Origin of the sequence: Mesorhizobium sp. IMUNJ 23033, assembly GCF_044778005.1 — a bacterium.
GTDB classification, from domain to species: Bacteria; Pseudomonadota; Alphaproteobacteria; order Rhizobiales; family Rhizobiaceae; genus Mesorhizobium; species Mesorhizobium amorphae_A.
Genome location: NZ_JBJACT010000008.1, coordinates 87,414 through 108,570 on the forward strand (window position 1 = coordinate 87,414; position 21,157 = coordinate 108,570).

Annotated in this window: 20 protein-coding genes; 2 read left to right on the forward strand and 18 right to left on the reverse strand. The window is 63.5% G+C overall.

What is annotated here, in order from left to right; genetic code table 11:
- Positions 1 to 131: 131 nt before the first annotated feature.
- From ACFX5Q_RS12410 to ACFX5Q_RS12430, 5 genes are all read right to left on the reverse strand, one after another.
- Entirely contained in the window at positions 132 to 278 is a 147-nt protein-coding gene (locus ACFX5Q_RS12410) for a hypothetical protein (protein ID WP_404278131.1), read from the reverse strand.
- Between the two features lie 24 nt (positions 279 to 302).
- Entirely contained in the window at positions 303 to 557 is a 255-nt protein-coding gene (locus tag ACFX5Q_RS12415) for a GlsB/YeaQ/YmgE family stress response membrane protein (protein ID WP_404278133.1), read from the reverse strand.
- A gap of 102 nt (positions 558 to 659) precedes the next feature.
- On the reverse strand, positions 660 to 863 hold the full coding sequence (locus tag ACFX5Q_RS12420; RefSeq protein ID WP_404278135.1) for a hypothetical protein: 204 nt from the start codon (positions 861 to 863) through the stop codon (positions 660 to 662).
- 72 nt (positions 864 to 935) lie between these two features.
- Complete coding sequence (locus ACFX5Q_RS12425; protein ID WP_404278137.1) at positions 936 to 1,556, reverse strand: ribonuclease D; 621 nt, start codon at positions 1,554 to 1,556, stop codon at positions 936 to 938.
- 91 nt (positions 1,557 to 1,647) lie between these two features.
- Positions 1,648 to 3,033, reverse strand: coding sequence for a M20/M25/M40 family metallo-hydrolase (locus ACFX5Q_RS12430; protein ID WP_404278140.1), 1,386 nt, complete (start codon positions 3,031 to 3,033; stop codon positions 1,648 to 1,650).
- Positions 3,034 to 3,479: 446 nt separating this feature from the next.
- Here ACFX5Q_RS12430 and polA point away from each other — a divergent pair, with 446 nt between their 5' ends.
- Positions 3,480 to 6,443: a DNA polymerase I gene (polA, locus tag ACFX5Q_RS12435; RefSeq protein ID WP_404278323.1), complete on the forward strand. Its 2,964-nt coding sequence runs from the start codon at positions 3,480 to 3,482 to the stop codon at positions 6,441 to 6,443.
- A 181-nt stretch (positions 6,444 to 6,624) separates the two neighbouring features.
- On the opposite strand, the gene ACFX5Q_RS12440 is transcribed toward polA, so the two are convergent.
- The 8 genes from ACFX5Q_RS12440 to ACFX5Q_RS12475 form a co-directional block, all read right to left on the reverse strand.
- Positions 6,625 to 7,029, reverse strand: a complete 405-nt coding sequence (locus ACFX5Q_RS12440) for a Fur family transcriptional regulator (RefSeq protein WP_006200431.1) — start codon at positions 7,027 to 7,029, stop codon at positions 6,625 to 6,627.
- A 220-nt stretch (positions 7,030 to 7,249) separates the two neighbouring features.
- Entirely contained in the window at positions 7,250 to 8,296 is a 1,047-nt protein-coding gene (gene mgrA, locus ACFX5Q_RS12445; RefSeq protein ID WP_404278142.1) for an L-glyceraldehyde 3-phosphate reductase, read from the reverse strand.
- A gap of 141 nt (positions 8,297 to 8,437) precedes the next feature.
- Entirely contained in the window at positions 8,438 to 9,580 is a 1,143-nt protein-coding gene (locus tag ACFX5Q_RS12450; protein WP_404278145.1) for a Gfo/Idh/MocA family protein, read from the reverse strand.
- Positions 9,581 to 9,591: 11 nt separating this feature from the next.
- Complete coding sequence (locus ACFX5Q_RS12455; RefSeq protein WP_404278147.1) at positions 9,592 to 10,338, reverse strand: sugar phosphate isomerase/epimerase family protein; 747 nt, start codon at positions 10,336 to 10,338, stop codon at positions 9,592 to 9,594.
- A 46-nt stretch (positions 10,339 to 10,384) separates the two neighbouring features.
- Positions 10,385 to 11,479 carry an ABC transporter ATP-binding protein gene (locus tag ACFX5Q_RS12460; protein WP_404278148.1) on the reverse strand — a complete coding sequence of 365 codons (1,095 nt, stop codon included), beginning with the start codon at positions 11,477 to 11,479 and terminating at the stop codon, positions 10,385 to 10,387.
- Positions 11,480 to 11,484: 5 nt separating this feature from the next.
- Positions 11,485 to 12,420, reverse strand: a complete 936-nt coding sequence (locus ACFX5Q_RS12465) for a carbohydrate ABC transporter permease (RefSeq protein ID WP_404278150.1) — start codon at positions 12,418 to 12,420, stop codon at positions 11,485 to 11,487.
- On the reverse strand, positions 12,417 to 13,307 hold the full coding sequence (locus tag ACFX5Q_RS12470) for a carbohydrate ABC transporter permease (RefSeq protein ID WP_404278152.1): 891 nt from the start codon (positions 13,305 to 13,307) through the stop codon (positions 12,417 to 12,419). The genes ACFX5Q_RS12465 and ACFX5Q_RS12470 overlap by 4 nt, the downstream gene beginning before the upstream one ends.
- A 306-nt stretch (positions 13,308 to 13,613) precedes the next feature.
- Entirely contained in the window at positions 13,614 to 14,870 is a 1,257-nt protein-coding gene (locus ACFX5Q_RS12475) for an ABC transporter substrate-binding protein (RefSeq protein ID WP_404278154.1), read from the reverse strand.
- A 401-nt stretch (positions 14,871 to 15,271) separates the two neighbouring features.
- On the opposite strand from ACFX5Q_RS12475, the gene ACFX5Q_RS12480 reads away from it, so the two are divergent.
- A complete protein-coding gene (locus ACFX5Q_RS12480; protein WP_404278156.1) occupies positions 15,272 to 16,315 on the forward strand; it encodes a LacI family transcriptional regulator in 1,044 nt (347 codons plus the stop codon).
- On the opposite strand, the gene gndA is transcribed toward ACFX5Q_RS12480, so the two are convergent.
- From gndA to ACFX5Q_RS12505, 5 genes are all read right to left on the reverse strand, one after another.
- On the reverse strand, positions 16,312 to 17,739 hold the full coding sequence (gene gndA, locus ACFX5Q_RS12485) for an NADP-dependent phosphogluconate dehydrogenase (RefSeq protein ID WP_404278158.1): 1,428 nt from the start codon (positions 17,737 to 17,739) through the stop codon (positions 16,312 to 16,314). The two genes, ACFX5Q_RS12480 and gndA, sit on opposite strands and share 4 nt — an antisense overlap.
- A 129-nt stretch (positions 17,740 to 17,868) precedes the next feature.
- A complete protein-coding gene (locus ACFX5Q_RS12490; protein ID WP_404278160.1) occupies positions 17,869 to 19,509 on the reverse strand; it encodes a copper resistance CopC/CopD family protein in 1,641 nt (546 codons plus the stop codon).
- 59 nt (positions 19,510 to 19,568) lie between these two features.
- Positions 19,569 to 20,084: a YcnI family protein gene (locus tag ACFX5Q_RS12495; RefSeq protein WP_404278163.1), complete on the reverse strand. Its 516-nt coding sequence runs from the start codon at positions 20,082 to 20,084 to the stop codon at positions 19,569 to 19,571.
- A 42-nt stretch (positions 20,085 to 20,126) separates the two neighbouring features.
- A complete protein-coding gene (locus tag ACFX5Q_RS12500) occupies positions 20,127 to 20,675 on the reverse strand; it encodes a copper chaperone PCu(A)C (RefSeq protein WP_404278165.1) in 549 nt (182 codons plus the stop codon).
- Positions 20,676 to 20,773: 98 nt separating this feature from the next.
- Positions 20,774 to 21,124: a DUF2946 family protein gene (locus ACFX5Q_RS12505; protein ID WP_404278167.1), complete on the reverse strand. Its 351-nt coding sequence runs from the start codon at positions 21,122 to 21,124 to the stop codon at positions 20,774 to 20,776.
- Positions 21,125 to 21,157: the final 33 nt, after the last annotated feature.

A 21,157-nucleotide genomic window follows, 5' to 3' on the forward strand; every position in this document is an offset into this window, starting at 1 on the left:
TGAGGCCTGACCTGAAGAGAGGAAGGAATGGAAGATGCCCGCTGCCGCCTTGGCTTGAGACGCGATGACAAGGCCTGATCCGCGGTTGTCCGGTCAAGCCGGTCAGCCCGATCACGGCAATCCGGCGTGAATCAATTCTGCTGGATCGAAATGCCCTTGTCGTCGATCTTCAGCTCCACGCCCTTCGGCTTGGTCTGCTCGCGATAGACATAGATGCCAAGGGCGATGACGACCACGACGAGCGCGCCGATGATCAAATAGAGCATGTTCTGTTTCATGGCGCGCCCTTTTGCTGTCGTGCGTCAGGCTCGTTTCAAGACCTTGACCACCAGCAACAGGATGATGGCGCCGATCGTGGCATTGATGATGGCGGCGAGGATGCCGCCGCCAATGGCAAAGCCGAGCCTGGGGAAAAGCCAGCCGGCGATGAAGGCGCCGATAATGCCGACGATGATGTTGCCGACCAGGCCGAAGCCGAAGCCTGAGACGACGAGGCCGGCCAGCCAGCCGGCGAAGGCGCCGATGATGATGAAGATGATTAGGCTTTCGATACCCATTAGTTCCTCCGAGCAAAGGGCGACGGCGGAGCGAAAGCCCCGAATCGGCCTCGATATCAACGACTTCAGGCTATGCGAAAGCAGCCGGCCCCGCCAGCGGGGTCAGTCGTCGTCACTCTCCTCAGAGGTGGGCCGCCAGCTCGTCGGTTCGACCCGCTTTTGCGTATCGCTGTCGATATAGGTCCACCAGGCACCGTCGCGGTACTGCGCGATGGATTCGTTGATCACGCTGTTGGCGTCTTTCCAGTAGACGGTAACCCTGGAACCGTCCGTCGGCGCGGTCGATATAGGCTTGCGGTCTGCCATGTCTTCCCTCTTCGAGGTCATGCCTCCTTGAGCCGACGGAACGCGGCCAGCGGCGCCCTGGTTCCGGAGCCATCAGCTATGGGCGAAGATGTCCTCTTCCGCCCAGCCCATCAGGTCGAGCTTGGCACGCGTCGGCAGGAAGCGGAAGCAGGCATCGGCCTCCCTCGTCCTGTTCTCGCGCGCCAGCCGGGCAGCCAGCACCTCGCGCAGCTGGTGCAGGTAGAGCACGTCGGAGGCGGCATATTCGAGCTGTTCCGGCGACAGCGTCTCGGCTGCCCAGTCCGACGATTGCTGCGCCTTCGACAGGCCGATGCCGAGCAGCTCGTTGCAGATGTCCTTCAGCCCATGCCGGTCGGTATAGGTGCGGGTCAGCCGCGAGGCGATCTTGGTGCAGAACACCGGCTCCGGCATGACGCCGAAGGCATTGTAGAGCACGGCGAGATCGAAGCGGCCGAAATGGAACAGCTTGGTGATGCCCCTGTTCCTGAGCAGGCTGACGAGGTTCGGCGCTTTCTTCTGGCCGGGCGCGATCTGGATGACGTCGGCCGAGCCGTCGCCGGGCGAAATCTGCACCACGCAGAGCCGGTCGCGATGCGGGTTCAGCCCCAGCGTCTCGGTGTCGATGGCCACCGCCCCGACATTGTAGTGCGAAAGGTCGGGCAGGTCATTTTTGTGGAAGCGGATATCGCTCATCGTCTTCTCCGGTCGCGGCGTGATCCCTCGTCGCCGCGATCGGCAGAAAAATCAATAGAAAGTTGAATTCACGCCATTCGTGATTCCCGCGTCAGCGCGTCAGCGCGTCGAGAATGCGGGCCCAGGAGCGCTGGCCTTTATGGAAGGAAGTGAGCTCGTATTTCTCGTTGGGCGAATGGATGCGGTCGTCGTCGAGGCCGAAGCCGACCAGCAGCGATTCGATGCCGAGATAGGTCTGGAAATCGCCGACCACCGGGATCGAACCACCGCCGCCCGTCGTCACCGCCTGTTTCGCCCATTCGTCGGACAGCGCGTCCTTGGCCTTGGCCAGGAACGGCGAGTCGTAGGAGAGCTGGATCGCCGGCGAGCCGCCATGCGGGTGGAACTCGACCGAGCAATCGGCCGGAATGCGTTCCTTGACGAAAGCCTGGAAAGCGGCGCGGATCTTCTTCGGGTCCTGCTTGTGGACCAGACGGAACGACACTTTCGCCGAGGCTTCAGCGGCGATCACCGTCTTGAAGCCTTTTCCCGTATAACCACCAATGATGCCGTTGAACTCGGCGGTCGGCCGCGCCCAGGTCAACTCGAGCACCGAACGGCCCTTTTCGCCGGCTGGGATGGAAAGTCCGACGGGGCCGAGGAATGTCTCGGCGGTCTCGCCGAGCGTCTCCCATGATTTCAGGATTTGCGAGGGCGTCTCCTCGACCCCGTCATAGAAGCTGGGAATGGTCACGCGGCCGTCCTTGTCATGGATGTCGGCCAGGATTTTCGCCAGGATGCGGATCGGGTTGGCTGCAGGGCCGCCATAAAGCCCGGAATGCAGATCGCGACTGGCCGCCTTGACCGTGATCTCCTCGCCGACCATGCCGCGCAGCGAAACGCAGATCGACGGCGTCTCGCGGTCCCACATGCTGGTATCGCAAACCAGCGCGAAGTCGGTCTTGAGTTCGGCCCTGTTGGCGTCGAGGAACGGCTTCAGCGACGGCGAGCCGGATTCCTCCTCGCCTTCGAACAGGATGGTGATGCTGCAAGGCAGGCTGCCATGCACCTGCTTCCAGGCGCGGCAGGCCTCGACGAAGGTCATCAATTGACCCTTGTCGTCGGCCGAGCCGCGGCCGGTGATCACCTTGTGGCCGGGCGCAATCTCCTTCACCGCCGGCGCGAACGGGTCGTTTTCCCAGAGTTCGATCGGATCGACCGGCTGCACATCGTAATGGCCGTAGAACAGCACATGCGGCGCCCCTGCCGGTCCTTCATGATGCGCCACCACCATCGGATGTCCAGGCGTGTCGCGCACGCTGGCGTCGAAACCGATCAGCTTGAGCTCGGCCACCAGCCATTCCGCCGCTTTACGGCAGTCGGCGGCGTAGCTTGGGTCGGTGGAGATCGACTTGATGCTGAGCAGGCCGAACAGCCGCTCCAGGCTCTGGTCGAGATTGCTGTCGAGACGATCGAGGACGGGAGAAACTCTGGACATTCATTGGCCTTTCGATTTTGCGCCGACCCTAAAGCGACGAGCCGAAAACGAAAAGCCGGGAACGTTGGACCAGCGCCTTTGCTGTTGGAAATGTCAAGATGAACGGCAAAAGCCGGAAGGCAAAAAAGAGCCGCCGTGGTGGAGGGGGAACCACGGCGGCCTTTTACTCGAAACGTTGCGGCAGCCCGGAGAGGGGGGATAGGCTGCCGCAGGTGTCCGGGATAGGCGGGGGACGGGCCTTGCTCCGGACTTCGGCGAAAACTGCCGATGACGTGTATTTGGGTCCTTGAACGTGGCGATTCAAGGGCACCAAAATTACACTTTTGTAACATACTTGTGAGCGCCCGGCCCATCAGCGCCGGGTTCTGTCAGGGTATTGCCGGAACCGTTGACAGAAGCCGCCTTTGGCATGGACCGCGCAGCCGCGCCGCGCTATCCCTGCCGGCATGAAAAAAGGCGATCATCTCTTCCTTATCGACGGCTCCGGCTACATTTTTCGCGCCTATCACGCGCTGCCGCCGCTGACCCGCAAATCGGACGGTCTGCCGGTCGGCGCCGTTTCCGGTTTCTGCAACATGCTGTGGAAGCTGATGCAGGACGCCCGCAACACCGATGTCGGTGTGGTGCCGACGCATTTCGCCGTCATCTTCGACTATTCGTCAAAAACCTTCCGCAATGAGCTCTACCCCGAATACAAGGCCAACCGCTCGGCCCCGCCCGAAGACTTGATCCCGCAATTCGGCCTCATCCGCCAGGCGACCAAGGCCTTCAACCTGCCTTGCATCGAGATGGAAGGTTTTGAGGCCGACGACCTCATCGCCACCTATTGCAAGCTTGCCTGTGAGGCCGGCGGCGACACCACGATCATCTCCTCCGACAAGGATCTGATGCAGCTGGTTGGCGACACGGTCGGCATGTACGACCCGATGAAGGACCGCCAGATCGGCATTCCCGAGGTGGTCGAGAAATGGGGCGTGCCGCCGGAAAAGATGATCGATCTGCAGGCGCTGACCGGCGACTCCGTCGACAACGTGCCGGGCGTGCCGGGCATCGGGCCGAAGACGGCCGCGCAATTGCTGGAACAGTTCGGCGACCTCGACGGGCTGCTCGAGCGCGCCGGCGAGATCAAGCAGGACAAAAGGCGGGAATCGATCATCGCCAATGCCGACAAGGCTCGCATTTCGCGCCAGCTGGTGACGTTGAAGAACGACGTGCCGGTGGCCGAGGGGCTCGACGATTTCGTGCTGCATGCGCCGGACGGACCGAAGCTGATCGGCTTCCTCAAGACGATGGAATTCACCTCGCTGACCCGCCGTGTGGCGGAAGCGACCGGCACCGAGGCCGGCGATGTCCAGGCCGTTGCCGTCACGGTCGAACGCGCTGACACCGCGCATGGTCCCGATGTCGGCGCCGGCGCACCGGCAGCAGCCCCAAGCGCGGCGGGCGCGGGGACGAACGAAGCCGGAGCAGCGCCGGCTGCAGGCAAGGCGGAGGCGGCCAAGGCAGGCGATACCCCTTCCCTGCTCGCCGCCCTTCGCCTCGAAGCGGCTTCCGCCGCCAGGATCAACGCCGGCGCCTATGTCGCGGTCCGCGATATCGCGACGCTGAAGGCCTGGCTGGCTGAGGCGAGAGAGACCGGCGTCGTTGCCTTCGACACCGAGACCACGTCGTCCGACCCGATGCTGGCCGACCTCATCGGTTTTTCGATGGCGATTGCGCCCGGTCGCGCCGCCTATGTGCCGCTCGCCCACAAGAGCGGCGCCGGCGACCTGCTCGGCGGCGGAATGCTGGAGAACCAGGTACCCATCCGCGAGGCGCTGGCGCTGCTAAAACCCCTGCTGGAGGACAGATCGGTCCTCAAGATCGTCCAAGACGTGAAATACGATATCGTCGTCATGAGCCGCCATGGCGTCGACGTCGCGCCCTTCGACGACACCATGCTGATCTCCTACGTACTCGACGCCGGCACCGGCCACCACACCTTGTCGGCTCTTTCCGACAAATGGCTCGGCCACTCAACGACCCCTCTCAAGGATCTCGCAGGCTCCGGAAGAAGCTCGGTCGGTTTCGAGCAGGTCGACATCGACAGGGCGACCGCCTACGCCGCCGGGCACGCCGATGTGGCATTGAGGCTGTGGCAGGTGCTGAAGCCTCGGCTCGCCGCCAAGGGGCTGGTTTCGGTCTATGAACGGCTGGAGCGGCCGCTGGTGCCGGTGCTGGCCAGGATGGAACAGCGCGGCATCTCGGTCGACCGCCAGATCCTGTCGCGGCTCTCCGGTGAACTGGCGCAGGGTGCGGCACGGCTGGAGGAAGAAATCTACGGCCTCGTCGGCGAGCGCATCAACATCGGTTCGCCGAAGCAATTGGGCGACATATTGTTCGGCCGCATGGGCCTACCGGGCGGCTCAAAGACCAAGACCGGCCAATGGTCGACTTCGGCGCAGCTGCTGGAAGACCTCGCCGCCGAAGGCCACGAATTGCCGCGCAAGATCGTCGACTGGCGCCAGCTCACCAAGCTGAAATCGACCTATACCGACGCGCTGCCCGGCTTCATCCATCCCGACACCAGGCGCGTGCACACCTCCTATGCGCTCGCCGCGACGACGACGGGCCGGCTGTCGTCCTCCGACCCCAATCTGCAGAACATCCCGGTGCGCACCGCCGAGGGGCGCAAGATCAGGACCGCCTTCATCGCCGACAAGGGCCACAAGCTGGTTTCGGCCGACTACAGCCAGATCGAATTGCGCGTGCTTGCCCATGTCGCCGAGATCCCGCAACTGACGCAGGCCTTCGCCGACGGCGCCGACATCCACGCCATCACCGCCTCGGAAATGTTCAACGTGCCGGTCGAAGGCATGCCTTCGGAAGTGCGGCGCCGCGCCAAGGCGATCAATTTCGGCATCATCTACGGCATTTCGGCCTTTGGTTTGGCCAACCAGCTGTCGATCCCGCGCGAGGAAGCCGGCGCCTACATCAAGAAGTATTTCGAGCGCTTCCCCGGCATCCGCGACTATATCGATGCGACCAAGGCCTATGCCCGCGAACATGGCTTCGTCGAAACCATCTTCGGCCGCCGCATCCATTACCCGGAGATACGATCGTCGAATCCTTCGATCCGCGCCTTCAACGAGCGCGCCTCGATCAATGCCAGGTTGCAGGGCACCGCCGCCGATATCATCCGCCGCGCCATGGTGCATATGGACGAGGCGCTGGAGAAGGCAGGGCTTTCCGCCCGCATGCTGCTGCAGGTGCATGACGAGTTGATCTTCGAGACGGTGGAGGCGGAAGTCGAGGCGACGATCCCGGTCGTGCGCCGCGTGATGGAGAACGCGCCGATGCCGGCGGTCTCGATGTCGGTGCCGCTGCATGTCGATGCGCGGGCCGCCAACAACTGGGACGAGGCGCATTAAAGCGCCGAAGCCAAGGTGTGTTGAGATTCAGGTCAGGCCGAGCCGGAGTCGAAGACGGGCGCGAAGCGACCAAACAAGGTGATTTCCGAGAACCGGAGCGGAGCGTACTTGAAGTACGTGAGAACCGGAAGCGCAGGAAGCCGCCATTTGCAGGCCGGCATCACCTGAATATCAATACACCTTAAGCGGCCTCAGCCAGGCACTTCGCACACGTCCCGCGAAATTCGATCACCGCCTTCTTGGCGGCGAAGCCGGTCGAACGCACCCATTCGTCGAGCCTATGATCGACATCGTGGTCGGACATTTCCGTCACCTGACCGCAGGTGTCGCAGATGGCGAAGGCGGTCATCGAATGGCTGTGGTCGTGCGGCTCGGCGCAGGCGACGAAGGAGTTGAGGCTTTCCAGCCTATGCACGAAACCGGACTTCACCAGCGTGTCGAGCGCCCGGTAGACCTGAAGCGGCGCGCGAAAACCGCGCTCGCGAAGCTGGTCGAGCAGCGTATAGGCGCTGAGCGGCCCGCTGGCGGCTTCGAGTTTTTCGAGCACGCACAGCTGGTTCTTCGTCAGCACATCCCTTGCCGCCATGGTCCTGCTTCCAATCATTCCCTGCCGCTCGCACGTCATTTCCGCATGCGGGCGGTCTCAATTCCACTGAGATAGCGACGAACCGGCCTTTTTGCCACTGTTTCCGTCATCTCCATCTGGTGCCGGCACGGCGAAGAAGCCCTGAGAACAAGCGCATATGAAGACGGCGGGAATGTTCCCGCCGTTTTTATATTTTGCCGGCTTTGTATTCCGGCGCTTGCTACTTCCTTGGCGGGCCCTTGCGCTCGGCCGAGGCCGCCCACAGATTGATGTCGGCCTCGCGCGCGTAGGTATCGATTTCCGCGAGTTCGGCATCGCTGAAGTCGAGCGCCTTCAGAGCCCCGACGCAATCCTCGACCTGTTCCGGCCGGCTGGCGCCGATCAGCGCCGAGGTCACCCGGCCCTTGCGCAGCACCCAGGCCAGCGCCATCTGCGCCAGCGTCTGGCCGCGACGGCCGGCAATCGCGTTCAGCGCCTTGATGTTGTCGATGGACTTGTCGTTGATGAAGGCGGGCCGCAGCGACTTGCCCTGGGCAGCGCGGCTGCCGTCAGGGATGCCACCGAGATATTTGTCGGTCAGCATGCCTTGCGCCAGCGGCGAGAACACGATCGAGCCGACGCCGAGCCCTTCCAGCGTGTCGAGCAGCCCGTCCTCCTCGACCCAGCGGTTGAGCATCGAATAGCTCGGCTGGTGGATGACGCAGGGCGTGCCGAGCTGCTTCAATATGTCCGCCGCCTCGCGCGTGCGCTGCGAATTGTAGGACGAGATGCCGGCGTAGAGCGCCTTGCCCGAGCGCACCGCATGGTCGAGCGCGCCCATCGTCTCCTCCAGCGGCGTATCGGGGTCGAAACGATGCGAATAGAAGATATCGACATAGTCGAGCCCCATCCGCTTCAGGCTCTGGTCGAGGCTGGCCAGCACATATTTGCGGCCACCCCATTCGCCGTAGGGACCTGCCCACATCTCGTAGCCGGCCTTGGTCGAGATGATCATCTCGTCGCGATAGGCGGCAAAGTCGGTGCACAAGATTTCGCCGAAGGCGGTCTCCGCCGAGCCGGGAGGCGGACCGTAATTGTTGGCGAGGTCGAAATGCGTGATGCCGAGGTCGAATGCCTTGCGCACGATGGCCTGCTTGGTCTTGTGCGGCGTGTCGTTACCGAAATTGTGCCACAGCCCGAGCGAGATGACCGGCAGCTTCAGGCCGGACCGCCCACAGCGGTTGTAGATCATTTTCTCATAGCGGTTTTCGGCGGCGACATAGGGCATGGGGAATATCCTCGATATCTGAAACAGACCGGGCACGGCCATCGCATGCGCGATGAGCAGGGCCCCGCACCCCACCCTTTACCCTCTCCCCGGGAGAAGGGGGAGAGGGGCAAAGTCAAAATTATCGATAATCGCTGCAGCCTACTTTTTCTTGGCCATCAGTTCCTTCGCCTCCTTGACGCCGAGAGCCGCCGGCCGCTCGCAGGTCGTCTGCATGGCGACGAACTTGCCGGTCTCGCCGGAGCGCAATATGCCGGTCATCACGTCGACGGCATGCAGCGCCAGCTCCATCGAGCAGCGGTGCGGTCGACCTTCGGCAATTGCGATCGCCATGTCGGCAAGGCCGGCGGTGCGATAGTTGGCCATCATGCCTTGTCCGTGCATTTCATTGGGAACGCCGAACGGATGCTTCCATTTCGGCAGTTTCTTGACCGGCTTGGCCGCTTCGGTGAGACGCACGTCGCCGCCGAAGAAGTTCGGATCCGGCACGAACACCGTGCCCGCCTCGCCATAGAGTTCCATCGGCGCGTGGCCATGGCTCCAGACGTCCCAGCTGGTGTTGAGCGTGATGACGGCGCCGTTCTCGAACTCCAGCAGGCCGTGGATGGTCGTCGGCGTGTTGACCGGGATTTTTTCGCCCGCGCGCGGCTTCGACGAAATCGTCCGCTCCGTCGCCGGGATCGAAGCGAACGCCGCCACCTGCTTCACCGGCCCGATCAGCTGGATCAGATTGGTGATGTAGTAGGGTCCGATATCGAGCACCGGACCGGCGCCCGGCTGAAAGAAGAAGTCCGGATTGGGATGCCAGTGCTCCATGCCGTGGCCCATCACATGGCAGGTGCCGCTGGTGATCTTGCCGAGTGTGCCGTTATCGATCAGCTCGCGCACAAGCTGGTGCGCGCCGCCGAGGAAGGTGTCGGGTGCCGAGCCGATGCGCAGCCCCTTTTTCTCCGCCCGGCTCTTCAGGTCGAGCCCTTCCTTGATCGACAGCACGAACGGCTTTTCCGAATAGACGTGCTTGCCCGCGTCGAGGATCTGCTTCGACACCTCGTAGTGCACCGCCGGAATGGTGAGGTTGACGATGATGTCGATGTCGTCGGCCTTGAGCAGATCTTCGACGGTCCCGGCGCGCAGCTTGAATTCCTTCGCCCGCGCCTTCGCAGCGTCCATGTTGATGTCGGCGCAAGTACGCATCTCGATGCCGCGAAACAGCGGCGCCAGCGAGAAATACGCCTTCGAGATGTTGCCGCAGCCGATGACGCCGATACCCAGTTTCTTTGCCATGATGATTGTTCCTAGTAAGCCTTGACGGATGCGAGCGAGCGGCGGGCGAAGCGTTCGATGTCGTTGGGGTTGTCCTGTTCCATGACGTAGTACTTGGCGACGCTCTTGGCGCGCAAGGCCTTGATCAGCCCGGCCCAGTCGATGGTGCCGTGGCCGACATCCGACCAGCCGTCCTCGTCCAGCCCCTCGCCTGGCTTGGCCATGTCCTTGACATGGACTGCGCTGATGCGCTTGCCGTGCTTTTCGATCCAGGGCAGCGGATCGACGCCGCCGCGCACTACCCAGGCGACGTCCATCTCCCAGCCGATGTCGGGCGCCGAGGACAGGATATGGTCCTGCGGCACCGAGCCGTCGACAAGCGTCTTGAATTCGAAATCATGATTATGCCAGGCAAAGCCGTAGCCGGCCTTTTGCGCCGTCTCGCCGACCTTGGCCAGCCGCTCGCCGAAGCCGCGCCAGCCGGCGGCATCGGCCGGCCTCTGCTCGGCGAGCAGATAGGGGCAGATGACGAGCGTGATGCCGAGCGCGTCGGCTGTTCTGCGCACGCCGTCGAAATCGTTCTCCAGCGCGTCGATCGAAAAATGCCCGGTCGGCATCGAAAGCCCGTTCTTGTCGAGTTCGGCGCGGAAGGCCTTGGGATTGTCATAGACGCCGCCGAACCCTTCGACTTCCTTGTAGCCGAGTTCGCCGAGCGTCTTGAGCACGCCCTCCCAGGGCTGGAAATTGCGGGCGCTGTAAAGTTGGAATGACCAGTTCATCGTCTCTGTCCGTTTTCTCTTGGGGGGGGATGGATCTTGGGAGAAGTTAAAGGCGGTTGCCGGTTTGAGCGTCGAAGAGCGAGGCCCGCATCGGATCGAAACCGATGCTGACCGTGTCCGCATTGTTCGGCGTGCGCTCCGAGGTCACCCTGACGGTGAAGTTCTGCTTGCCAAGCTTCAGCCAGACCAGCGTATCGGAGCCCATCGGCTCGACGACCTCGACATTTGCCGTCGCCGTGAACGGCCAGCCTGCGCCGCTGTTGAAGGCGACATGCTCGGGGCGCATGCCGAACACGGCCGGCCCCGGCGTCGGTTCCTTCTCGAAGGCGTAGGTCGCGAGCGGGATGCGCACGTCCTCGAAGGCGAACTGCCAGTCGCTGCCCACCTTCTCCAACCTGCCATCGATGAAGTTCATCGCCGGCGAGCCGAGAAAGCCGGCGACGAAGCGATTGACCGGGCGGTTGTAGATAGTCTGCGGCGCGTCGAGCTGCTGGATGACGCCGCCCTTCATCACCGCGATGCGGTCGGCCAGCGTCATCGCCTCGATCTGGTCGTGGGTGACGTAGATCATGGTGTTCTGCAGCTTGCGATGCAGCAGCTTGATTTCGACGCGCAGTTCCGCTCGCAACTTGGCGTCGAGGTTGGAAAGCGGCTCGTCGAACAGGAAGACGTCGACGTCACGCACCAGCGCCCGCCCGATCGCCACGCGCTGGCGCTGGCCGCCCGAGAGCGCCGACGGCTTGCGCTGCAAAAGCGGCTCGATCTGCAGGATCTCGGCGGCGCGCGCGATGCGCTTGTCGATCTCCTCCTTGGGCAGACCGGCGACGCGCAGGCCAAAGGACAGATTCCGCTCCACCGTCATTTGCGGATAGAGCGCATAGGATTGGAACACCATGCCGATGCCGCGGTCCTTGGGCTCCTCCCAGGTGACGTTCTTGCCCTTGATGAAGATGCGGCCTTCGGAAATGTCGAGCAAGCCGGCGATGCAGTTGAGCAAGGTCGACTTGCCGCAGCCCGACGGCCCGAGCAGCACGATGAACTCGCCCTCGGCAACATCGAGATTGAGCGTGTGCAGCACCGAGATGGCGCCGAAACTCAGCGACAGGTCCTGGATCGAAACGCTGGTACCGTTCTGCGCCATATCCACTAGCCTTTCACCGCGCCGGCGGCGATGCCGCGCACGAACCATCTTCCGGAGACGAAGTAGATAATCAGGGGCACCGCAGCCGTCAGAATGGTGGCCGCCATGTTGACATTGTACTCCCGCACGCCTGTCGTGGTGTTGACGATGTTGTTGAGCTGCACCGTCATCGGCCAGTTGGGCCGCCCTGCAAACACGATGCCGAACAGGAAGTCGTTCCAGATGCCGGTAACCTGCAGGATGACGGCGACGACCGTGATCGGCAGCGACATCGGCAGCATGATGTGGAAAAAGATGCGCCAGAAACCCGCGCCGTCGACACGCGCCGCCTTGAACAGCTCGACCGGTATTGCCGCATAGAAATTGCGGAACAGCAGCGTCAGGATGGGCATTCCGAAGATCGTGTGAACGATGATGATGCCGGGCAGGGACGCGAACAGGCCGACCGAGCTCAGTCCGATGATCAATGGATAGATCACCACCTGGTAGGGCACGAAGGCACCAAACACGAGCAACCCGAAGAGCAGGTTCGCCCCCTTGTATGGCCAGAAGGTCAGCGCATAACCGTTGATCGACGCGCAGATGATCGAGATGACCACGCTGGGCAGGGTGATCTTCACTGAATTGTAAAAACCTGGACTGAGGCCGTTGCAGTCGCGACCGGTGCAGGCATGGAGCCAGGCGTCGGCCCAGGGTTGAAAGGTCGGCTCGCCTGGAAGGTTGAAAAGATGTCCCAGCCGGATCTCCGGCATACCCTTCAGCGATGTGACGATCATGATGTAGACCGGGATGAGGAAGAAGAGAGCCGCGACGACCAGGAAAGCATAGAGGCCGATGCGGCCGGCCGACATCCGACGCGGTTTCGGCCCGAAGGGGCCCGCGCCGGCCTGATCCGGCGCTTCCTGGACTGGCTGAATTGCGGTGATCTGGCCGGCGGTCATGCGCTCGCTTCCCGATTTCGCCGCCACAGCAGAATGCCGCTGAGCGCCAGCACGACCAGGACCGGCAGCAGCATCATCGTTGCCGCGGCCATGCCCTGGCCGACGTTCTGGCGGACTGTGATGAGCTGGATGACGTAGACTGCCGGCATCGACGTGGCGATGCCGGGACCGCCGCCGGTCATGGCGATAACCAGGTCGTAGACGCGCACCACGCCTACGCACTGGAGAACGAAGGCGGTGGCGAAGGCACCCTTTATCATTGGCGCCACGATGGACATGTGCGTTCTCCACGTCGGGATGCCGTCGACCCTCGCCGCTTTCCAGATCTCCTCGTCAACGCCGCGCAGGCCGGCAAGCAGGATCGCCATCGTCACGCCCGAGCCTTGCCAGATGCCCGCCACGACCAGCGCGTAGAGCGCCGTCTCGGCATCGACCAGCGGGGCGAAGCTGAAGCTCGACCAGCCCAAATTGCGGAGCGCCGCCTGCAAGCCGAGATTGGGGTCGAGCACCCATTGCCACACGAGACCGGTGACGATCAGCGACATGGCGAAAGGATAGAGGAAGATCGAGCGGAACAGGTCTTCCTGGCGGATGCGCTGGTCCATGAAAACGGCGAGCAGGTAGCCGAACACCATGTTGCAGGTGATGGACATCAGGCCGAAGAACCAGATGTTGTTGACCGAGACGAGCCAGCGGCTATCGGCCCAAAGGCGCCTATACTGCGCCAGGCCGACGAAATCGTAGGTGGGGAACAGCTTCGAACTGGTGAAGGACCATAGCACCGAGAAGCCGATGCCGATCACGAACACGCCGACGGCGACGAGGATCATCGGTATCGTCCCGATGACGGCGGGCAGGTGAAATCTGCGCCTCCAACTCTTCTGCATCGTCCGTCTTTCTCCGCTTCCACCGACACTCTGGGGCAGTCTGCCGACGTGAAAGTCAGCGCTGTCCGAACGACCGGGCTCCGAACCGCCGCGACTTCTCGTCCTGCCATTGTCAGCCCGTCGCCGAGAAACAGTTTCTTCTCTCGGGCCGGGACGCGACCGAGGCGCCGCCGCAAGGGCGGCGCCTCTGGGTACTGATCGGTTCCTAAAGCATGATCCCGAAAAGTGGGTACCGGTTTTCGGAAAAGATCATGCTCAAGCACTGAGATAGAGCCCCATCCCGATTCTGTCGGGATGGAACAGGCTCTAGTCGGAGTTGCCGATGATGGTAGAAAACTTCGCAGTGGCGTCGTCAGCGGTCATGGAGTCGTCCGCGAAATATTGCGAGACGAGCTCATTGATCTGCTGATTGGTGTTCTCGGTGATGAAGCGGTTCGTGGCAGTGACGATGTTGGACGGGTTTTCCACCGCTTTCAGGGACTTCTGCATGCACGGGTCGGCCGTCGACATGTCGACATCGCCACGCACGGGCATGGAACCCTTGGCGTTGTTGAAGGCGACCTGAACCTCCGGGCTGATGAGGAGCGCCGCAAGACGCTTCTGCGCTGCTTCGACGTCCGGATTGTCCTGCTTGAAGAAGACGATGATGTCGCCGTCGGTGCTGACCACCGGCTTGTCCTCGTTCAGGCCGATCATGCAGCCGAAATCCTTGACGCCGGTCATGCCGGCGGCTGCGAACTCGCCGCGAGCCCAGTCGCCCATCACCTGAAGTCCGGCCTTGCCGGTGATCACCAGGTTGGTGGTATCGTTCCAGTTGCGGTTGGCATAGCCGTTGTCGGTGAACTGCTTCAGGGTCCGCAACTGCGTGAAGACGCCTTTCATCTCGGCGCCGCCGGCAATTTCGGCGCTCTTCTTGGTGTACATCTCGTCACGTTTGGCGACGCCGAGAGCCTCGGTGACCATGTCCTGGAACAGCAACTGGATCTGCCAGCCGTTTCCGTCGCCGCCGATGGCGAAGGGAATGAGGCCCGCCTCCTTGATCTTCGGCGCGGCCGCGATGAAATCGGCCAGGCTCTTCGGCTCCGGCACGCCCGCTTTCTCGAAAACCGGCTTGGAGTACCAGGCCCAGTAGTTCGAATGGATGTTGACCGGAACGCACCACCAGTGGCCGTCGACGAGGCAGGCGCTGCCGATTGCCTTCGGGCGAATGACCTCATCCCACTTGCCAGCGGTCGCGACGTCCGTGAGATCGAGCAGCTTGCCGCCCGAAATCAGTTCCTCGTACTGCCGGCCGGGATTGAACTGAGCCGCACCGGGCGGATCGCCGCCGAGCACGCGCTGCATGACGGTCGAGCGGGCGGTTTCGCCGAGTGCGACCGCGCTGTCCACCCACTTGTCGCCGTGGCCGTCATTGTCAAAGGCCTTTGCAAACTGCGAGACCGCCGCCGACTCGCCCTTCGACGTCCACCAGTGAATCACTTCTAGATCGGCCGCGGCCGCCGAACCGGCGAGCTGCAGCGCCGCCGTCGCCGCCAGCGCGGCAGTCAAGAGTTTATATTGCATTTCGGTTCCTCCCAGAATCTGAAACGTTACAGATTTTCGATACGGCAATTGCGTGACGTACGCAACCCCTCGCGCGAAAGCCGTCCGGATATTTTTCGAGCTGCGAACAAAATCCTTCCGCCAGCACCCCATTGTGCATCGCAGCACGCAAAGTTGCACCGCAAAACAACGAAAGCTGGCAAAGAATTCGCCTGAAAGGTCTTCTCCGCTGATTTCCAATGGTTTTCTGTCCCGGCAGCACAGCAGACCTAAGCCGGCCTGCCCCAGCCGCGCATGTATCGCTCGTGACAATCTGTAACGTTTCAGTGTATTGAGGTTTCGCCAGGTGGAAGTCGCGCTATCGCGGCCCCGGCGATTGCCGGCCTGCCCGGCAACTGCTATGCGCCTGACGGGCGGGACGAATGGACAGGGATCAGACAGACAAGGACGACGAGGCGTCGGCGCACGAGCGCCCGACGCTGAAGACGCTAGCCTTCATGACCGGGCTTGGCGTCACCACCGTATCGCGGGCGCTGAAGGACGCGCCCGAGATCGGCGCCGAGACCAGGCGCCGTGTCCAACTCGTCGCCAGGCAGATCGGCTACCGGCCGAACCGCGCCGGCGTGCGCCTCAGAACTGGCAAGACCAATGTCATCAGCCTCGTGCTCAACACCGAGCGCGAGATCATGAGTTTTGTCTCGGACATCATCTACGGCGTCTCGGAAGTCATCGCCGACACGCCCTACCACCTGATCGTCACGCCCTACTCGCGCTCACAGGATCCGCTGGACCCGATCCGCTATCTGGTGGAAACCGGCTCCGCAGACGGCGTCATCATTTCGCGCACGCAACCGAACGACCCCAGGGCCCGCTACATGCTGGAGCGCGGCATCCCCTTCGCCACGCATGGCCGCACCGATATGGGGCTGATCCACCCCTACCACGACTTCGACAATTATGCCTTCGCGGCCGAGGCAGTGCGTCATCTGGCCGGCATCGGCCGCCGCAGGCTCGCTCTTCTAACGCCGCCCGTCGGCCTGACCTATCACGGCCACACGGTGAACGGTTTTGCCGATGCGCTGAGCGAGGTCGGCGCCAGCGAGGTGCCGTTCAACACCGTTTCGATCGACCATTCGATCGAGCAGATCAGGATGCGCACCGCGCAGCTGATGCGCCGCGACGACAGGCCGGACGGCTTCGTCAGCAGCGCCGCGGCCGCGACGCTGGCCGTCGTCGCCGGCATCGAGGACGCCGGCTTGAAGCTAGGCCGCGACGTCGATGTCGTGTCGAAACAGTCGTCCGACCTGTTGCATCTGTTCCGGCGCGAATTGCTGGTCGTCAACGAGAACTTCCGGCTGGCCGGCTCCGAACTCGCCCGCTCGGTGCTCGGCTTGATCGGCGGCGCCGCCCCCGGTTCGCTGCAAAGCCTGAGTCTGCCTGGCGACGTCGTGGCCTATCGCGGCTAACCGGCAGCGCCGCTGCCCCACGGGCCATGAAAAGCGCCCTGCTCGCCAATGCGCTCGAAGCCGTGCGCGCCGAAGAAATCGCGCTGCGCCTGGATCAGGTTCGAGGTGCCGCGGCCCTGGCGGTAGCTGTCGAAATAGGCGAGCGCCGAAGACAGCGCCGGCACCGGCGCGCCGGCCTCGGATGCTCGCGCAACAATGCGCCGCAGTGAGGGATGCGCCTCCTGCATCATGGCGATGAAGGCCGGCGCCATCAAAAGGTTGGTGGAAGCGCCGCCGGAGCCGAAAGCCTCCGCCATCGTATCCAGCATTTGCGAGCGGATGATGCAGCCGGCCCGCCATATCTTGGCGATGGTCGGCATCGGCAGGTTCCAGTTGAATTCCTTCGAGGCGCCGCTCATGACAGCGAAACCTTGCGCATAGGCGGCGATCTTGCCGGCGAACAGCGCCAGTTCGAGATCCTTGAGCAGCGCGGCCTTGTCACCGGAAATCCTCGTCACGCCGCTGTTGCCATAGGCTTTTTCCGCGGCCTGCCGCTCGTCCTTGATCGACGACAGCACGCGCGCCGCCACCGCCGCCTCGATCGCTGTGGCCGGAATGCCGAGTTGCTGCGCCTCGATCACCGACCATTTGCCGGTGCCTTTCTGGCCAGCGCGGTCGAGGATGATGTCGACCACCGGCTTGCCGGTCTTCGGATCGTCGGCGGCCAGCACTTTGGCGGTGATCTCGATCAGGTAGGAGTTGAGCCGGCCCTTGTTCCAGTCGGCGAAGACGGTGCCGATCTCCTTCGGCCCCATGCCGAGGCCGTCGCGCAGGATGCCGTAGATCTCGGCGATCATCTGCATGTCGGCATATTCGATGCCGTTGTGGATGGTCTTGACGAAATGGCCGGCGCCATCGGTGCCGAGCCAGGCGGCACAGGGTTCGTCCTTGAACTTGGCGGAAATTGCGACCAGCACCTTTTCGACGCGCTTCCAGCTCTCTTCGGTGCCGCCGACCATGATCGATGGCCCGTGCCGTGCGCCCTCCTCGCCACCGGACACCCCCATGCCGATGAAGGTGAGGCCCGAGCCGTGGAGCTCGGAGAAGCGCCGCATCGTGTCGCGGAAATTGGCGTTGCCGGCATCGATGACGATGTCGTTGTCGGACAGCACGCCGCGCAGTGCCGCGATCTGTTCGTCGACCGGCTTGCCGGCCAGCACCATGATGATGATCGGACGCGGGGGCCGGATCGCGGCGGCCAGCTCCTCCAGACTATAACAGGGCACCACCATGTCCTTCAGCGCGCCGGCGCTCTCGACAAAGGCGTCGGTGCGCGCCGCGGTACGGTTGAAGACGGCGATGCGGTGCCCGTGCTCGGCGATGTTGAGCGCCAGGTTGGAGCCCATCGTGCCAAGGCCGATCAGGCCGATTTCGGCTTTTTCCATCGTTTCTTCCCTGCTTTCGGATCTTTTGTTGAGGCCGCGATTTTGGGGGGGACGCCCCTATTCCCGTGATGAATGACGGGCCTTCGCGGCGGCGTCAACCGCCTCGCCGAATTGTGTCCGCCAGACCGCTTATTCCGCTCTGATATCGATCGGCGCTTCGATCTTCACCATCTCGAAGTCCGAGACGAGGATGTCGAGCCGCGCCGTCCACCGGCCGGGAACGGGGATGACGAGATCATCGACACGCCAACTGCCGTCGCCCGGCTTGGTCGCCGGCCGCTTGATCGGTTCGATGCCGGAATCGGGCTTCGACAGCACCAGCGTCACCTGCTTGGCGTCGAGCGGTCCGAAATCGCCGGTCATGATCACCATCGAGGCGATGACCGGCCCGGCATGGCCGGGCGTGATGCTGAGGTCTGCCATCGCCTTCAGCGTATGGATATGCACCGACGCCGGCTGCGCCGCGGCGATCGCCAGCGCGCGCGGCGGCGGCGTGAAACGCCAGCCGGCGGCGACGGCGAAGATGGCGAGCACGATCAGCACTTCGGCGCCGATCGAGCGCACCAGCCGTCGTTGCACCTCGGTCGCGCCGGCTTCGGCGGGCGCGGTAAGCGTCCACCGGTTGACGGTGGCGAGCGTGAAGAGAAAGAGCAGCAACACCAGCTTGACCAGCAAAAGCCGGCCATAGCCGGTGTTGACCAGCGCCGCGGGCGTCTGCACCTGGATGACGGCAAGCACGATGCCGGCGGCGATGAGCACGGCAACGACCGGCAGGATCGCGCGGGAAAATCGCCGCAGGAACGGCCCGGCCTCTCCCGATTGCCGCCGCACCGCAAGGCCGAGCGGCGCCAGCGCGCCGGCCCAGAAGGCGATACCTATGCCATGCAGGAACACCATCGGCCGCGTCAGCCATTGCGGTTCGGCGGCACTGGCATGGCCGCTGGCTGCAAGTGCGGCACCGACGCCGGCCAGCCCAGCAAGGGCGAACGGTTTTGCGCCGATGCGCGGCCCGGCCAGCGACAGCAGGGCGAGCCCCAGCGCCATCAGGCCGATCAGCACCGTCCAGCCGAAGCTGGTGCCGAATGCCGTGCGCCAGACCACTGGCTGCGCCAGCCCGGCGAGCGGCGCGCCGAGCGCGTCCAGCCCCTGCAAGCCGAGCGAAACCGGCGCGGCGACCAGCCCGCAGAACAGCGCGGCGATGACGAAGCGCCGGCCGCACCGCCCGCTCTCGGCCAGCCAGGCAAGCGCGAAGGCGCCGCCGACGCCGAGGAACAGGCCAATGTAGAGAAAAACCTTGCCGAGCCAGATCGCCGAGCGCAAATCCCAATCGACCGGCTCGGCCGCCACTGGCGGCGTGCTCGGCGCGCCGATGGAAAACAGCACCGAGCCGCCGACCGGATGACCGTCGGTGGAAATCACCCGCCAGCTCAGCACATGCGTGCCGGATTTCAACTTCTGCGGATTGTCGATGGCGACGGTCTGGTCGCTCAGGCGAAAGGAAGTCAGCGCAACCGATGTGCCGTCGGGCCGCACAAGGGTGAGCACGAGCGGCGACACCGGCTCGCTGAAGGTCAGCGAGAATTGCCCCGGGCCTTGCGCCAGCACCGCGCCGTCAACCGGATCCGTTTTGATCAGCGCCGCGTGGGCCAATGCCCGGTCCGGCAGGCCGAGAACCGCGAGCAGCACAAGGACAGCCAAAAGCCCAGCGGCAAGGCGACCGACGCGCTTGTCGAACCTGCCAGTCTTCCACGGGAAAGATAGCGCGCTCATGCCACCATCACACAAAAATAGCGGCACGCTCCGTCGAATGAAGCGCGCCGCCAAAGGGATCATTTTTTCGGCAGCAGCTTGAGGCCGGGCGCCGGATTTTCCAGCGCGTCCTCGTCCTGCCCGGCCGCCGGAATCTCGATCCAGCGCTCGGCAGCCCCCTCGCATTCCTGCACCACCGGGAAATACAGCGTCTCGCCGGCCGGCAGGTCCGCCGCCAGCGTGCCGCGGAAGACGAACTCGTCGTGGAACTCGTCCGGCAAGCTGCCGCCGCTCCAGTCGACTTCCTTGACGCCTGACGTCACCGCCTCGCCATAGAGCTGGTAGGATTTTTCGTACCTGCCCTTCTTGGTCTGCAGCGTCCAGCCAGGCTTGGGCATCGGCTTGACCGAAATCACCCCTTCCGGGATCTGCACCCGCACGGCGGTCGTCGCCTTGCCCTCGCAGCCATGCGGGACGCGCAGGACTGCCTTGTAGGTCGAACCGACGGGCGCTTCCTGGGTTTCGAGCGTGATGTGGGCGAAGGCAGCACTTGTCCCGATGAAAAACGCCCCGGCGGACAAAAGATATTTGTTCACGATGGTCCCTCTGATTCTCAAAATTTGTGGAAGCTGGTCGGCTCAATTGGCGTGATCGTCCATGCCACCCGTTTCGCCCATGCCTTCGACGGCGAACTCGACGGTAACGGCACCGGCCTTCTCGAAGGTCAGCGTGACGGAGAACTTCTCGCCTTGCTTGGGCTGGCGCTTCAGGCCCATGAACATCAGATGATAGGCGCCGGGCTTCAGCGCGACCTTGCCGCCGGCAGGGATTTCGAGGCCGCCGCTGACCGGCCGCATGGTCATAACGCCGTCCTTGACGCCCATCTCATGCAGTTCGGCCTTGTCCGACACATCGGATGAAATCGACAGCAGCCGGTCCGGCGCGCTGCCTTTGTTGGTGACGGTGAAATAGCCGCCCGCCACCTTGGCGCCGGCAGGCGTTGCCCGCGACCAGGGATGTTCGATCTCGAGATCACCGACCTTGAATTCATGCGCGAAGGCCGACTGGGCGCCGACGAACAGCAAGGCGAGAGCGAAGACAAGGATACCGAGGCGTTGCTCGGGCAGGAGGGTGTTTCTATGGCCGGGCGCGCGCGCATGCGCGGCGGCACGGAAAAACTGAGACATGATAGCTCCATGGATACGGTATCGCGCCGTTGGCCGGTCGCGATCAGTTCAGCGTTGGATGAGTGCGCCCGCGAAAGGTTCCGCGAGGCCGCGCTGGCTCAAGCCGGTGGCGCACGCGGGTTCGATGGAGAGCGATCACGGGCGAAATCGAGATGCCTGAAGGCCGGCAGCACGAAGGCGACGGCCTCGAAGGAGAGACTCGTCGCCAATGCGCCGGCATCGGGCGGCGGCGCATGAGCCGCGGAAGTCATGCTGCAGCCGAGCATGCAGCAGACCGGCATATGCTGCTGGTGCGGATCGCCGCCGGAAGGCTGGGCAGCGCCCTCATGGGCGCAGATGACGTTGCCGAAGGCGTCGAGCAGCGCAGCATCCTGCGCCGTGGCGAAAGCGAACGCGCCCAGCGTCGTCTGGATGAGCAGCAGATAGGCCGCGACAAGCGCGGCCGGCATGCTCCATCGTCTCCGCCGGATGTTCAAGGACCC

Bases quoted from the DNA above. Each gene is read 5' to 3' on its own strand.
- ACFX5Q_RS12410 (WP_404278131.1), bottom strand. From the start codon at position 278: ATGAAACAGAACATGCTCTATTTGATCATCGGCGCGCTCGTCGTGGTC.
- ACFX5Q_RS12415 (WP_404278133.1), bottom strand. From the start codon at position 557: ATGGGTATCGAAAGCCTAATCATCTTCATCATCATCGGCGCCTTCGCC.
- ACFX5Q_RS12420 (WP_404278135.1), bottom strand. From the start codon at position 863: ATGGCAGACCGCAAGCCTATATCGACCGCGCCGACGGACGGTTCCAGG.
- ACFX5Q_RS12425 (WP_404278137.1), bottom strand. From the start codon at position 1,556: ATGAGCGATATCCGCTTCCACAAAAATGACCTGCCCGACCTTTCGCAC.
- ACFX5Q_RS12430 (WP_404278140.1), bottom strand. From the start codon at position 3,033: ATGTCCAGAGTTTCTCCCGTCCTCGATCGTCTCGACAGCAATCTCGAC.
- polA (WP_404278323.1), top strand. From the start codon at position 3,480: ATGAAAAAAGGCGATCATCTCTTCCTTATCGACGGCTCCGGCTACATT.
- ACFX5Q_RS12440 (WP_006200431.1), bottom strand. From the start codon at position 7,029: ATGGCGGCAAGGGATGTGCTGACGAAGAACCAGCTGTGCGTGCTCGAA.
- mgrA (WP_404278142.1), bottom strand. From the start codon at position 8,296: ATGCCCTATGTCGCCGCCGAAAACCGCTATGAGAAAATGATCTACAAC.
- ACFX5Q_RS12450 (WP_404278145.1), bottom strand. From the start codon at position 9,580: ATGGCAAAGAAACTGGGTATCGGCGTCATCGGCTGCGGCAACATCTCG.
- ACFX5Q_RS12455 (WP_404278147.1), bottom strand. From the start codon at position 10,338: ATGAACTGGTCATTCCAACTTTACAGCGCCCGCAATTTCCAGCCCTGG.
- ACFX5Q_RS12460 (WP_404278148.1), bottom strand. From the start codon at position 11,479: ATGGCGCAGAACGGTACCAGCGTTTCGATCCAGGACCTGTCGCTGAGT.
- ACFX5Q_RS12465 (WP_404278150.1), bottom strand. From the start codon at position 12,420: ATGACCGCCGGCCAGATCACCGCAATTCAGCCAGTCCAGGAAGCGCCG.
- ACFX5Q_RS12470 (WP_404278152.1), bottom strand. From the start codon at position 13,307: ATGCAGAAGAGTTGGAGGCGCAGATTTCACCTGCCCGCCGTCATCGGG.
- ACFX5Q_RS12475 (WP_404278154.1), bottom strand. From the start codon at position 14,870: ATGCAATATAAACTCTTGACTGCCGCGCTGGCGGCGACGGCGGCGCTG.
- ACFX5Q_RS12480 (WP_404278156.1), top strand. From the start codon at position 15,272: ATGGACAGGGATCAGACAGACAAGGACGACGAGGCGTCGGCGCACGAG.
- gndA (WP_404278158.1), bottom strand. From the start codon at position 17,739: ATGGAAAAAGCCGAAATCGGCCTGATCGGCCTTGGCACGATGGGCTCC.
- ACFX5Q_RS12490 (WP_404278160.1), bottom strand. From the start codon at position 19,509: ATGAGCGCGCTATCTTTCCCGTGGAAGACTGGCAGGTTCGACAAGCGC.
- ACFX5Q_RS12500 (WP_404278165.1), bottom strand. From the start codon at position 20,675: ATGTCTCAGTTTTTCCGTGCCGCCGCGCATGCGCGCGCGCCCGGCCAT.
- ACFX5Q_RS12505 (WP_404278167.1), bottom strand. From the start codon at position 21,124: ATGCCGGCCGCGCTTGTCGCGGCCTATCTGCTGCTCATCCAGACGACG.